This window comes from Flavobacterium succinicans LMG 10402 (assembly GCF_000611675.1).
Taxonomy (GTDB): domain Bacteria; phylum Bacteroidota; class Bacteroidia; order Flavobacteriales; family Flavobacteriaceae; genus Flavobacterium; species Flavobacterium succinicans.
On sequence record NZ_JATV01000002.1, the window covers coordinates 89,583 to 101,871 of the forward strand.

The following is a 12,289-nucleotide window of genomic DNA, read 5'->3' on the forward strand; positions in this document are numbered from 1 at the left end:
AAGCAACTGTTTTTTAAAAAAAATAGTGAATTTTACGCCCACAAAACTAAAACAAAACGCGAAAGAAATAATATTTTTGCAAACGCTTCAATACCAATCTTATGCCACATAACAAATTAATATTTTGCCTTGAAGGAGTCACCGATGCCAGCGTTGCTGAAGATACGGAAGTCCTCAAGCACCTTGAAAAAATGGCTTTTCAAAGCAAGTTAACCAGTATCTACAAAGCCTGCGACAGTATTGAAGGCCTCGAGGAAAGTTTAACCACTTTACTGTACGATGACAATAATTTCAAAGCCTACGAAATCATTTATTTGGTCATGCCTGGCGAAGCCAATTCAATTTGTTTAAACGATTATTTGTATAGTCTAGAAGAAATTGCCGAGTTATTTGATGGTAGAATGAAGGGCAAGATCATTCACTTTGCTAATACCAAAATTTTAGATCTCGAAGAAGAAGAAGCGCAATATTTTCTGGACATCACTGGCGCAAGAGCCATTTCTGGTTACGGTGTAACCGCTACAGCAAATAGTTATGTTTTAGATAAAATTTTTTTTGAATTGTGTCAAAAAGAAGAGTATGTAACCGATGTGGTAGAAGCTCTCTTTGAAAAGCAATACGCTCTTTGTCAATTACTAGATTTTAGGCTTTATTATTGAGCCTGCTCTACTTTTTTTCGATCTAATTTTTGCTTATAATGCGCTTTACTACTGATGTAAATTGTCTTCTCCAATTCTGAAAAAATAATTTGCTTACCATCAGTAATCGTTAAATGCTTTACAAAGTTGACTTCCTTTTCAGTAATCACACGACACTGGATTTCGGCAATTTCATCCTGAGTGAAACAAAAATCAGCATAAGCCACTGTGTACGCTGGTTTTTTGAAACGGATAACAGACGCCTTATCCCAAACTACATATTCTTTACCCAGAATTTGCATCAATTGGATCATATAAATTGGATCCGTAGCCGCAAAAAGACTACCGCCAAAAATGGAACCCACATAATTTTTGTTTTTATACGTCAACGGTATTTTTACTAGAACGGTATGTAAATCTTTCGATACGTGAATGATTTTACCACAACTTCTTCGATACATCGGCGACCAATTGAACAACACTTTGAACAATGTAGCCGCCTCAAAATAACGGTTCAAAACGGAGTATACTCTTTCGTACATACTAACCTACTAGACCTTTAACAATTTCACGAAGCGGTAAAATGGCTTTAGTATTTTCAATACTCGGTCCAGCAACCCAAACGGTTTTGTAAGTAGCTTGCGTTGCGGCTTTCTCGGTAGCTTTCATACCTATGTAAAAACGGATCATTTTAACCCATTTTTTTAGACTTTTATTTTTATTCAAAAGAGCTTCTAAAGCGGTTTGTTTGGTACCAATTTTTTGCACATAAGGTGTATTGATAACAGTACAAGGCGTTCCCGAAATACGTTCGGTCATCACAATATCTTTGGCGCCGTAATCCACACAAGCTTGTTTGTATTCTTGAGAAACACCAGCTTCAACAGAGGCAATAAACGGGCTACCCACAGATACTCCAGCAGCACCAAAACTCATCATTTGTTCAAGATCAGCTTTGGAACCTACACCTCCAGCAGAAATAACAGGCAACTTGGTTTCTTTGTTCAACAATCGAATTAAAGCTTCGGGAGCAGTATTTCCACGGTGTCCACCTGCAAGATTATTAACAGCAATAATCGCATCTGCCCCCAAACTTTCGACTTTTTTTGCAAAAGCCAAATCAGTTACATCACAGAAGACCTTTATACCAGCTTTGTGTGCCTCTTTAATCGTTTCTTCTGGAGAACCCAAGGAAGTTATAATAAAATCCACTCCTTCTTCACATAACACTCGTAATTGTTCTTTGTATTTTACATTCGATTTATTGACAATCAAATTATAGCCAAAACTACCCCCAGCGACTTTGGCCTTTTTCAACTCTTGAATGGACGCACGTAAATCTTCAAGGGTTCGATAATTTAAGGCTGGAATACATCCTGCAATACCACTATGCATCCCTTCGATCACCATTTTGGTATTAGACACTAAAAACATGGGAGCCATAATCACTGGATGTGTGATCTGCAAAAGAGACTGTAACGATTGTTTTTCCATTTTTAAAATTTTATAACAGTCAAAAATAGAAAAAGAAAACGATATATTATGCATGCATACAAAATAAATGAAAACGTTTTCGTGAATTCAATTTTCTGTGATGATTAACTTTATTTGTGTAAGATGGAAGAAGGTATTAATCTTTATAACGTAGAGTATAAAGAATAGCTTTTTATTAATTCTTCAAAATCATTCCTTTATAATAGTTTAACATCATTACATAAAAATGTACCGAAATCTATTAGTTATTAAGATAATAGTTTAATACAAAAAGATGATTCTCGAATTTATAAATGAAGACTAAAAAGTTAACTATAAAAACATTTCACACATAATTAACAATAATAACAAATATTTATTATTTGCTAAAAAAAAGTAAATAAAACACACTAGTGTTTTAAATTTGACGTAATTATTTTAAAAAAAAATAAAAAGCAACCAAAATAGACTTCATTAAAGTCAAAATCACAAAACAATAAACAACAAACAATTAGCTAAATTTTAAAATTAAATTAAAAAAAGACAACAAAAAGAAATATTTAACAATAAACAGAATAAAAAATCAATTTTTTAATAAAAAAATACTATTTAAAAAAATTTAACAAAAATATCCTTTTGTGTTTAACATTATATTAAGATATTTGACCCAACTAATCTTTAATAATAGCAACATGAGAATCAATTTAAAGCATTTTTTGAGTTTGCTTTTTGCCTTGTTTGTGCAAATCGCTGTCGCCCAAGAATTCACTGTAACGGGAACCGTTACCGATCAGGCCGGAATTCCTATCCCAGGGGCTAACGTACTAGTAAAAGGAACGAAAACAAGTACGCAAACAGATTTTTCGGGAGTCTTTGCTCTAAAAGCTTCGACTAATGATGTGTTGGTCGTGAGTTTTGTGGGGATGTCAACAGCTGAAGTAAAAGCTGCATCAAAAGTTTCCGTAAAACTAAAAGATGCTTCTAACGTACTGGAAAATGTGGTCGTTGTAGGTTATGGTACGCAATCCAAAAAGAAATCAACGGATAACATTGCCAGAGTAACTGCAAAAGACATTCAACAAGTACCCGTTTCAAACGTACAAAACGCTTTAGTTGGTAAACTGGCTGGGGTTCAAATTACGCAAACTAACGGTAAAGTTGAAGGAGGAGTTAGCGTACGTGTTCGAGGTGCTGCAAGTATTAGTGCTGGAAAAGAACCATTATATGTATTGGATGGAATACCATTGATAACAACAAATGAATCAAATAATGGAGCACCAACAAACCCATTACTGACTTTAAGTCCAAATGAAATCGAATCGATTGACGTATTAAAAGATGCATCTTCGGCAGCAATTTATGGTGCTCGAGGTGCCAATGGAGTTGTAATTATTACCACTAAAAAAGGAAAAGAAGGAAAAGGAACTTTTTCTATCAATTTATCGCAAGGAGTTAGCGAAGCTACTAATAAAAGAAAATGGTTAAATGCTGCGCAATATGTAGAATTATTTAAAGAGGCTTCCATCAATGGTACAGGAGATACTGCAGAGGCGGAGTCTTATTTTGATGCATATGCTGCAGGAACTGACTGGAGAAACTTAGAAGTTAACACAGATTGGCAAGACCTTGCTTTTAGAAATGGATACACTACTGATGCTGATTTTGCAGTATCAGGTGGAGATGCAAAAACTAAATACTTTTTCTCAGGCGCTTACAATAGCACAACTGGAATTATTGTAGATAATGATTTAGAAAGAATAACTGCTAGAACAAATATTTCACATAAACTGACAGATCGTTTTACCGCTGGAATGAACTTAAGTTTTTCTAGAGCTCAAATTAATAGAGTTCAAGATGACAACTCATTTACAACACCATTGCAAATGGTAGCTCAATCACCTTTAGCACCTGTCCGTTTAGCAGATGGCTCTCCTAACCAAAACACAGAGTATGTTAACTATGTACAAGCAGCTGATAACTCTTTTTATAAGACCTTAGTTCGAAGAGTTCTTGGTAAAGTGTACGGTGAATTTAAAATCCTACCTTATTTGAAAGCAAATAGTGATTTTTCTTACGATTTAATGTCGCAAACTGAAGATGCTTGGTACGGAAAAAACTTTCCGAACATGGCCACTGACGGAGAAGTCTTCGCAAGTTCTGTAAACAACGAGACCTACATTACTAGTAACTACTTAACATTCGACAAGACATTTGCAGAAAAACACGATGTAAACATAGTTGCTGGTATAGAGTTCAACAAATTCAACAGAAGATACCAAGATGTTACTAGCATTTATTTTCCTAATGATAGTTTTACAACCATAGATGGTGGTGCTGAAGTAAACGCAGGATCGGGTAACGAAACTGACTATACTTTTGCTTCTCAATTCGGCAGAATTAGCTATACCTATGCAAATAAATATTTACTTAAAGCAAGTATTCGTCGCGATGGGTCTTCAAGATTTGGAGCAAACAACAGATATGGTACATTTCCTGCTGTATCTGCAGGATGGGTAGTATCTGAGGAAAGTTTCTTAAAAGAAAACAATATACTTTCTTACTTGAAACTTAAAGGAAGCTGGGGTGAACTTGGAAATGCTGAACTAGGAAACTTTGCGTCAAGACAATTTTACGGACCAAACTCTTATAACCTTAAATCAGGATTAACCTTTACTCAGGCAGGAAACCCTGATTTGAGTTGGGAAAAATCAACTCAAGTAGATTTTGGTGCTGAATTAGGCTTATTTAACATTATCAATATTGAAGCAGATTATTATAAAAAAACGACCGATGGTCTTTTATTTAGTGTTCCATTAGCTTTGAGTTCTGGTGCAACATCGATCAATAAGAATATTGGTGAACTTGAAAGTAAAGGAGTTGAATTCGTGTTAAACACCAAAAACATTGACACTCAAAACTTCAAATGGAGTACAAGTTTTAATTTAACAACAAACAAAACTAAAGTACTTTCTTTACCAAACGACAACAAAGATTTAATCAATACATTCACAATTAATAGAGTAGGCGAAAACGTTTCTTCTTTTTACCTAAAAGAGTATGCAGGAGTTGACCCTGAAAACGGTGACGCATTATTTTATTTAAACACATTAAATCCTGATGGTTCTATCGACAGAACAAAAACTAGCGATTATGCAGCAGCACAAAGAATTATTGCAGGAAATCCTTTCCCGACTTTGATGACGGGTTTAACAAATACCATTAATTACAAAGGCTTAGATTTCTCATTTACTTTCCAAGGAGAATGGGGAGCTAGTATCTACAATTCTGCAGGTATCTTCCAATCTGTTTCTGGAGATTACTTAGATAACCAAACTGTAGACCAATTAAACCGTTGGCAAAAACCAGGTGATATTACCAATGTACCACAAGCAAGACTTTATGGCGGTAATGGAACAGGTCACTCCACAAGATTCTTAGAAAAAGCTGATTTTGTACGTTTAAGAAACTTAACAATCGGTTTTACACTACCAAGCAGTGTAGTGAAAGACTTAGGAATGAGTAGTGTTCGTTTTTACGGAACAGGTGTAAACTTACTTACATTTACCAACTATTCTGGTTATGATCCAGAAGCAAGAAGAGATGACGGCACTACCATCGGGGAAGAGTTTTATTCTGCTCCTCCAGCGAGAACTATTGCATTGGGTGTAAATATTAATTTCTAATAACAACAAAAATGAAAGTCAATAAATTAATCATATATTCTCTACTTGCCGCTATGTTTATTAGTTGTGAGAATGAACTAGAAATCGACCCTAGACAACGAGAGGATGACACAATCACATTAAGTACTGAGAGTGGTATCACAAACATACTTACAGGTACTTACGCAATTGCAGCCAGTGGTGATGCATACGGAGGTAGAATACAAGTTTCAGCTGATTTACTTGGCCAAACAGGATCTACTACCACAACAGATTTAAGATGGAGAGGTACTTTTGTGCCTTTTAGACAGATGTACACTAAAACTATGCTAGTAGATAATGGATTTGTTCAAAACATCTGGGCAAGAAATTATGAAATCATTAATGCAGCAAACGTTGTGATCGAAAATATAGATAAAGTAGCTGATCCGGCAAAACAAACCAAAATGGTAGCCGAGGCTAATTTTTTAAAATCTTTGGCCTACTTTGATTTGGTTCGTTTTTTTGCTAAACCTTACGAAGCTGGTAAAACAAACAGCCAATTAGGAGTTGTTGTTAGAGATAAAGCAATCTACGATTACACTAAAGAATACCCTAAAGAAAGAAGCTCGGTAGAAGAAGTTTATGCAATTGTTATTGATGGTTTAAACAAAGCATATGCAAATCTTCCTGCAAACAACAGCTTTTACGCCAACAAATATGCTGCAAAAGCACTTTTAGCTAGGGTATATTTACAAATGCAAAACTATCCGGCTGCAAGAGATGCTGCTAATGACGTGATTGCAAACAGTGGAGCAGGCTTGATGGCTACATATAAGGAAGCATTCAACCATGAAGTAAATCAGGCTGAAGATATTTTTGCCATCCAAATTACCAATCAAACAGGTAGCAACGCCTTGATCACTTTCTATGCTTCTGGATTATTTGGAGGCCGCGGTGGTGATATCGAATTGAGATCAACATATTTAAACAAATTTGACGATGTTAATGATGAAAGAAGAAACTTCAATTACGTCAACTCTGTAAACGGTCGTAGATTAACTTCTAAATTTACTAGTCAATTTGGAGATGTACCTGTTATTCGTTTAGCCGAAATGTATTTGATTCGCGCAGAATCTAATTTCCAAGCAGGAACAACAACTGGTGATACGCCACTAAATGACATCAATAGATTAAGAACTAGAGCAAAAGCTACTTTGTTTAGCACTGTTACACTAGCAAACATTCTTCGTGAAAGAGAGCTAGAGTTAGGCATGGAAGGTTTTAGAGTTCATGACATTAAAAGAACTAAAGGTTCTGTAACTTCTTCTATCGCATGGAACTCTGATTTATTAGTTTTCCCAATCCCACAAAGAGAAAAAGATGTAAATGGGTTAATCACTCAAAATCCTGGATATTAATATTTTTTTTTGAATTAGTTTTTCTAAACCACTCCAACATTCGGAGTGGTTTTTTTTGCATATATTAAATAAAAACCAACATTTACTTGAGCAAAAAAAAGCTTAAAATCAGAGCGATTTTAAGCTTTTTCAACCAAATAAATATAAAAAACCTACTTACTCAATGGGTAAAACTAATGTGGAAGTAACCGCCTCCAACACCTGAAATGCCGTCTCTGCCATTTTATTCCCTTTGGTATCCAATAAAGGATTCACCTCAACTACTTCAATACAAACTACTTTTTTGGTTTTAATAATTTGATCTATTATTGCAATTACTTCATATTGATCAAATCCTTTGGCTACTGGTGTTCCTGTTCCATACGAAATCAAGTCGCAATCCATCGAATCAACATCAAAGGATATATACAAAACTTCGCAATGCGACAGCTTTACTAAAGCTTCTGCCACACAAGTTTCTAAACCTCTATAACGTACTTCGTCTACTTTATAATTGCGAATAGACAGTCGCTCCATTTGTTGATCTTCAGCTTCTTCCGTATCACGAACTCCAAAATACACCAAATTTTCTGGCTGAATTTTAGGTCCTTTGTACCCTATTTGCTTCATTTCTTCCCAATACTTTTGAGTATCAGGGTCGACAGCATTTGTTTTAGCATCCAAATTATCATTTGCCAATGCTGCTGCCAAAGGCATTCCGTGAATATTCCCAGAAGGTGACGTGTAAGGAGAATGCAAATCGGCGTGGGCATCAATCCAAATCACCCCAACATTTTGCTCTGGAAATGCAGATTTTATCCCACTAATGGTTCCTAAAGCCGAGGAGTGATCTCCTGAAAGCACAATAGGAAAATAATCCTTTAAGTTTTTCTGAATCGAATTATTCAAACGAATACACTGCTCCACCACGTGTTCAATACGCTTGGCTACTGTACTTCTATCTTTATCATAAATCGACTCGTTGTGCGTTTTAATATCTTCAAAAGGAAACTGGTTAAAATAATCACTTCCTTGATTGATGGCTGCAATTTCAATAGCGTCTACCCCCAAATCAGAGCCACGAGTACCCGCTCCGATATCGGATCTATTTTTAATTAATTTAATAGGTTTCATACAACTTCCTAGATAAAGTCATTTAACGCTTTTTCAATAATCGCTAAACACTCTTGAATTTGCTCTTCGGTAATAACCAAAGGTGGTGCAAAACGAATTTTGTTCCCGTGAGTGGGTTTAGCCAACAAACCATAATCTCTAAATCGTAAACAAATATCCCAAGCCAAATCAGAATCTTCATCGCTGTTGATAACGATAGCATTCAACAAACCTTTTCCTCTTACCAAAGCAATCAAAGGATTTTTGGCAGCTATATCATTTAAACCTTGTCTAAGTATGTTTCCTAAACGATCTGCGTTAGCAGCCAAATTGTCATCTTTTATCACTTCCAAAGCAGCAATAGCCACGGCAGCAGCCACTGGATTTCCACCAAAAGTAGACCCGTGTTGCCCTGGTTTAATCACATTCATAATCTCATTATTGGCCAAAACTGCCGATACTGGATACACTCCGCCAGAAATGGCTTTACCGAGAATAAGAATATCTGGTTTTACCTCAGGTGTTTTTTCACACCCTTTTTCACAAGAACAATTCCCGCAAGTAGCTAATAAACGACCTGTACGAGCGATTCCTGTTTGTACTTCATCGGCTATAAAAAGAGCATTATGCGCTTCACAAAGTGCTTTAGCTTTTGCCAAATACCCTTCAGAAGGTACATATACTCCAGCTTCACCTTGGATAGGCTCCACTAAAAAACCAGCAATGTTAGGTGAAGATTGCAACGCTTTTTCTAATGCATCGATATCATCATAAGGAATTCTGATAAAACCTTCGGTGAAAGGACCAAAACTTTTACGCGCTACTTCATCATTAGAAAAAGAAATAATAGTAGTTGTTCTTCCGTGGAAATTATTTTCGCAAACAATCACTTGTGCTTGATTCTCTGGAATACCTTTCACTTCATACGCCCATTTACGGCATAATTTTAAAGCCGTTTCTACTGCTTCTGCACCAGTATTCATTGGTAAAACTTTGTCAAAGCCGAAATAATCCGTAATATATTCTTCGAATACGCCTAATTTATCATTATGAAAAGCACGAGAAGTTAAGGTTAACTTTTGAGCTTGCTCAATCATTGCTCCAATAATTTTTGGATGACAATGTCCTTGATTCACCGCGGAGTAGGCCGATAGAAAATCAAAGTATTTTTTGCCGTCAACATCCCAAACATAAACTCCTTCTCCACGTTCTAAAACTACCGGTAACGGATGATAATTATGGGCTCCAAATTGGTTTTCTTTTTCGATTAAAACTTCCGATTTTGAAGAAAGTATTAGTTCAGATTGTATCATTTTTTTGGTCTTTAATTTATATCTATAAAGCAAAAATACTAATTTTATTTAAAAATAGGATAAAAAAAATGTGTTTTGACTTAATATTTTAAAAATAAAAACAAATTTTCGTTTTTTTATAAATATATAAAGTCATTTTGTTATTTTTGAAGTCTCATTTGTACTAAAACTTTGAAATGAAATAAAAATAATTACTTTTATAAAGAATATAAAAAGTGATTTTAACTTTAAAAAAGCCTTTCGAAATGGAAATATTAGACGAATTTGACATTAATATCATTAAAGAATTAGAAAAAGATGGCCGTATGGCGTACTCTGCCATTGCTTCCAATCTCAAAATTTCAAACACCATGGTTCACCAACGAATTAATAGGTTAATGGACCAAGGTGTACTAACCGGAATCAAACCCGTAATTAATGAAAAAAAAATCGGCTATGACTGGGGTGCCTTTACTGGTATCACTTTAAACAAAGATGCCGATTCTAAACGTGTAATCGATGAATTAAAGAAAATACCTGAAATAACCGAATGCTATTTCATTACAGGCTCATTTACCTTATATATCAAAATGATTGCAAAAGATCATGAGCACATGAGAAAGTTACTCTACGAAAAAATAGATAATATTCCCGGTATTGCCAAAACCGATTCTATTATCGAGTTAGGGTGTGCCTTTAAACGCAATGTAACCTTATAAACCACTAAATAATGTTCCCTGATTTTCTAACCAAACCAACCAAAAATGGCGTTTTACTAGCTTCTTCTTTTCTTTTATCGTTCAGTTTATTAGCCTGCAGTAGTGATTCAAACGAATCCGAAAAACCAACTCCAACCCCCGCCTACACTGCTATCCCTTCTTCGATAGGGATTGTTGGAGATCCAAAAGATGTTACAGTAACTACTAGTGCTGGGACCGTTTTAATGGGAGGCTCTACCGATGTAGACGGCGCAATGAAATGGATGATCAATAAAAGCATCGGAGGAGATGTAGTAATCATTAGAGCATCAGGGACAACAGGTTATAATCAATACTTATACGATTTAGTAAAAGTAAATGGCATCCGCCAAGTAAATTCTGTTGAAACCTTACTTATAAATAGTGCCGAACTTGCCAATAATCCAAAAGTAGCGGAACGCATCAAAGAAGCGGAAATGCTTTTCATTGCTGGTGGAGACCAAGCCAATTACATTCGCTTTTGGAGAAACACTCCCGTTGAAGAGGCACTGAATTACCTAATTAATGTGAAAAAAGTACCCGTTGGCGGAACTAGCGCAGGTTGTGCCATTCTTGGTGAAGCCGTTTTTACCGCCGAAAACAACACCATAACTTCCGAGGAAGCGCTTTTAAATCCTTTCAATTCAAAAATTACTTTAGCAAAAAGTGATTTTATCAACAATCCTTTTCTTAAAAATACAATTACCGACACCCATTATAATAACCCTGATAGAAAAGGCAGACAAATCACTTTTCTAGCACGTTTAGCTACTGAATTTAACTGGCAACAACCCAAAGGAATTGGTGTGCAAGAACAAACAGCCGTTTGTATTGACGAAAATGGTAAAGCGGTAGTTTATGGAACTGGTTTTGCTTATTTTTTGAAAGCCAGTAGTGAAAAACCTGAGAAATGTGTAGCAGGCAGCAAGCTCAATTGGATAAATAATAAAAAAGCCGTTCAAGCCTACCTAATTGGAGGAAAAGAAACTGGAAATGGCTCTTTTAATTTAACCAATTGGACCACTATATCTGGCGGAATTTATCAAAATATGTACGTTACGGATGGTGTTCTTTCTATAGAATAAACAAGATAACACTATCTCATTCTGAACACTTTTTCACTATTAATACCATTTATTATGCAATTGCCAAAAGTAATACTAAACCAGCTTTTTATTACCCTACTTTTACTATCAACCACTATAGTTGAAGCTCAAAAAAACAAAGGAAAATTATTCATCATTGGTGGAGGAAAGCGCTCTGATGTATTGATGAATCAAATGCTAAAAGTAGCTGATTTAAAAACCAAAGATTTTATTGTAGTGCTTCCAATGTCTAGCGAAGAACCTGATAGTGCCTATATTTATTTCAAAAAACAGTTAAGCAAATTAACCCCACATCCTATCGTGATGCTCAATTTTGACAAAACCAGCAGTCAAAATAAAGTTCTTACCGATTCGCTTCAAAAAGCCAAACTCATCTTCATAAGCGGCGGCGATCAAACCCGTTTTATGGGCGTCGTTCGCGGAACTCCTATTTATGATGCCATTCACAAAGCCCATCAAAACGGCAGTACGATTGCAGGAACTAGCGCTGGTGCAGCTGTGATGTGCGAAAATATGATTACTGGAAACCAAAAATTAGAAACCAAATACACCGAAACCTTTGACAACATCCGTTATGATAATCTTGAAATCAACTCAGGTTTGGGCTTAGTAAAAAACGTCATTATTGACCAACATTTTCTAAAAAGAAGTCGATACAATCGCTTGCTGACAGGCTTAGTCGATTTTCCAAATCATATTGGAATTGGAATTGACGAAAGCACTGCCATTGTTGTCAGAGACAAAACCGTAGAAGTCGTGGGCGAAAGCGAAGTCATCGTGGTTAAAAATCCTAAAGAAATCAAGAAAGCGCCAAAGAATCATCTCGTTAGCATCAAATCTTTAGAAATGAGCGTTTTGATTGAAGGTCAAAAATTTAATATTCAATAAA

10 protein-coding genes are annotated in these 12,289 nt (G+C 35.6%); 6 read left to right on the plus strand and 4 right to left on the minus strand.

What is annotated here, in order from left to right; all coding sequences use genetic code 11:
• Positions 1-101 precede the first annotated feature (101 nt).
• Positions 102-659: a DUF6642 family protein gene (locus AO58_RS0101880; RefSeq protein WP_024980082.1), complete on the plus strand. Its 558-nt coding sequence runs from the start codon at positions 102-104 to the stop codon at positions 657-659.
• On the opposite strand, the gene AO58_RS0101885 is transcribed toward AO58_RS0101880, so the two are convergent.
• Both AO58_RS0101885 and AO58_RS0101890 read right to left on the minus strand, forming a co-directional pair.
• The gene (locus AO58_RS0101885) at positions 653-1,180 is read right to left on the minus strand and encodes a DUF4442 domain-containing protein (protein ID WP_024980083.1); all 528 of its coding nucleotides are present in this window, start codon (positions 1,178-1,180) and stop codon (positions 653-655) included. The two genes, AO58_RS0101880 and AO58_RS0101885, sit on opposite strands and share 7 nt — an antisense overlap.
• Before the next feature lies 1 nt (position 1,181).
• Positions 1,182-2,132: an NAD(P)H-dependent flavin oxidoreductase gene (locus tag AO58_RS0101890; protein WP_024980084.1), complete on the minus strand. Its 951-nt coding sequence runs from the start codon at positions 2,130-2,132 to the stop codon at positions 1,182-1,184.
• A 671-nt stretch (positions 2,133-2,803) separates the two neighbouring features.
• Here AO58_RS0101890 and AO58_RS0101895 point away from each other — a divergent pair.
• Together AO58_RS0101895 and AO58_RS0101900 are read left to right on the plus strand one after the other, a co-directional pair.
• The gene (locus tag AO58_RS0101895; RefSeq protein ID WP_024980085.1) at positions 2,804-5,794 is read left to right on the plus strand and encodes a SusC/RagA family TonB-linked outer membrane protein; all 2,991 of its coding nucleotides are present in this window, start codon (positions 2,804-2,806) and stop codon (positions 5,792-5,794) included.
• An 11-nt stretch (positions 5,795-5,805) separates the two neighbouring features.
• Positions 5,806-7,173 carry a RagB/SusD family nutrient uptake outer membrane protein gene (locus AO58_RS0101900; RefSeq protein WP_024980086.1) on the plus strand — a complete coding sequence of 456 codons (1,368 nt, stop codon included), beginning with the start codon at positions 5,806-5,808 and terminating at the stop codon, positions 7,171-7,173.
• Between the two features lie 156 nt (positions 7,174-7,329).
• Here AO58_RS0101900 and AO58_RS0101905 read toward each other — a convergent pair whose 3' ends face one another.
• Both AO58_RS0101905 and rocD read right to left on the minus strand, forming a co-directional pair.
• Positions 7,330-8,286, minus strand: a complete 957-nt coding sequence (locus AO58_RS0101905) for an arginase (RefSeq protein ID WP_024980087.1) — start codon at positions 8,284-8,286, stop codon at positions 7,330-7,332.
• 8 nt (positions 8,287-8,294) lie between these two features.
• The gene (rocD, locus tag AO58_RS0101910; RefSeq protein ID WP_024980088.1) at positions 8,295-9,578 is read right to left on the minus strand and encodes an ornithine--oxo-acid transaminase; all 1,284 of its coding nucleotides are present in this window, start codon (positions 9,576-9,578) and stop codon (positions 8,295-8,297) included.
• 245 nt (positions 9,579-9,823) lie between these two features.
• Here rocD and AO58_RS0101915 point away from each other — a divergent pair, with 245 nt between their 5' ends.
• The 3 genes from AO58_RS0101915 to AO58_RS0101925 are packed head-to-tail and all read left to right on the plus strand — an operon-like array spanning position 9,824 to position 12,288.
• On the plus strand, positions 9,824-10,276 hold the full coding sequence (locus AO58_RS0101915) for an Lrp/AsnC family transcriptional regulator (RefSeq protein WP_024980089.1): 453 nt from the start codon (positions 9,824-9,826) through the stop codon (positions 10,274-10,276).
• Between the two features lie 11 nt (positions 10,277-10,287).
• Positions 10,288-11,379, plus strand: coding sequence for a cyanophycinase (locus AO58_RS0101920; RefSeq protein ID WP_024980090.1), 1,092 nt, complete (start codon positions 10,288-10,290; stop codon positions 11,377-11,379).
• A gap of 54 nt (positions 11,380-11,433) precedes the next feature.
• Positions 11,434-12,288 (plus strand): cyanophycinase, encoded by an 855-nt coding sequence (locus AO58_RS0101925; RefSeq protein WP_024980091.1) that lies wholly within the window; start codon positions 11,434-11,436, stop codon positions 12,286-12,288.
• Position 12,289 lies beyond the last annotated feature (1 nt).

What these genes read in the sequence shown, in the direction of transcription:
- rocD (WP_024980088.1), bottom strand. Translation starts at nt 9,578, where the DNA reads ATGATACAATCTGAACTAATACTTTCTTCAAAATCGGAAGTTTTAATC.
- AO58_RS0101890 (WP_024980084.1), bottom strand. Translation starts at nt 2,132, where the DNA reads ATGGAAAAACAATCGTTACAGTCTCTTTTGCAGATCACACATCCAGTG.
- AO58_RS0101905 (WP_024980087.1), bottom strand. Translation starts at nt 8,286, where the DNA reads ATGAAACCTATTAAATTAATTAAAAATAGATCCGATATCGGAGCGGGT.
- AO58_RS0101895 (WP_024980085.1), top strand. Translation starts at nt 2,804, where the DNA reads ATGAGAATCAATTTAAAGCATTTTTTGAGTTTGCTTTTTGCCTTGTTT.
- AO58_RS0101900 (WP_024980086.1), top strand. Translation starts at nt 5,806, where the DNA reads ATGAAAGTCAATAAATTAATCATATATTCTCTACTTGCCGCTATGTTT.
- AO58_RS0101880 (WP_024980082.1), top strand. Translation starts at nt 102, where the DNA reads ATGCCACATAACAAATTAATATTTTGCCTTGAAGGAGTCACCGATGCC.
- AO58_RS0101915 (WP_024980089.1), top strand. Translation starts at nt 9,824, where the DNA reads ATGGAAATATTAGACGAATTTGACATTAATATCATTAAAGAATTAGAA.
- AO58_RS0101925 (WP_024980091.1), top strand. Translation starts at nt 11,434, where the DNA reads ATGCAATTGCCAAAAGTAATACTAAACCAGCTTTTTATTACCCTACTT.
- AO58_RS0101920 (WP_024980090.1), top strand. Translation starts at nt 10,288, where the DNA reads ATGTTCCCTGATTTTCTAACCAAACCAACCAAAAATGGCGTTTTACTA.
- AO58_RS0101885 (WP_024980083.1), bottom strand. Translation starts at nt 1,180, where the DNA reads ATGTACGAAAGAGTATACTCCGTTTTGAACCGTTATTTTGAGGCGGCT.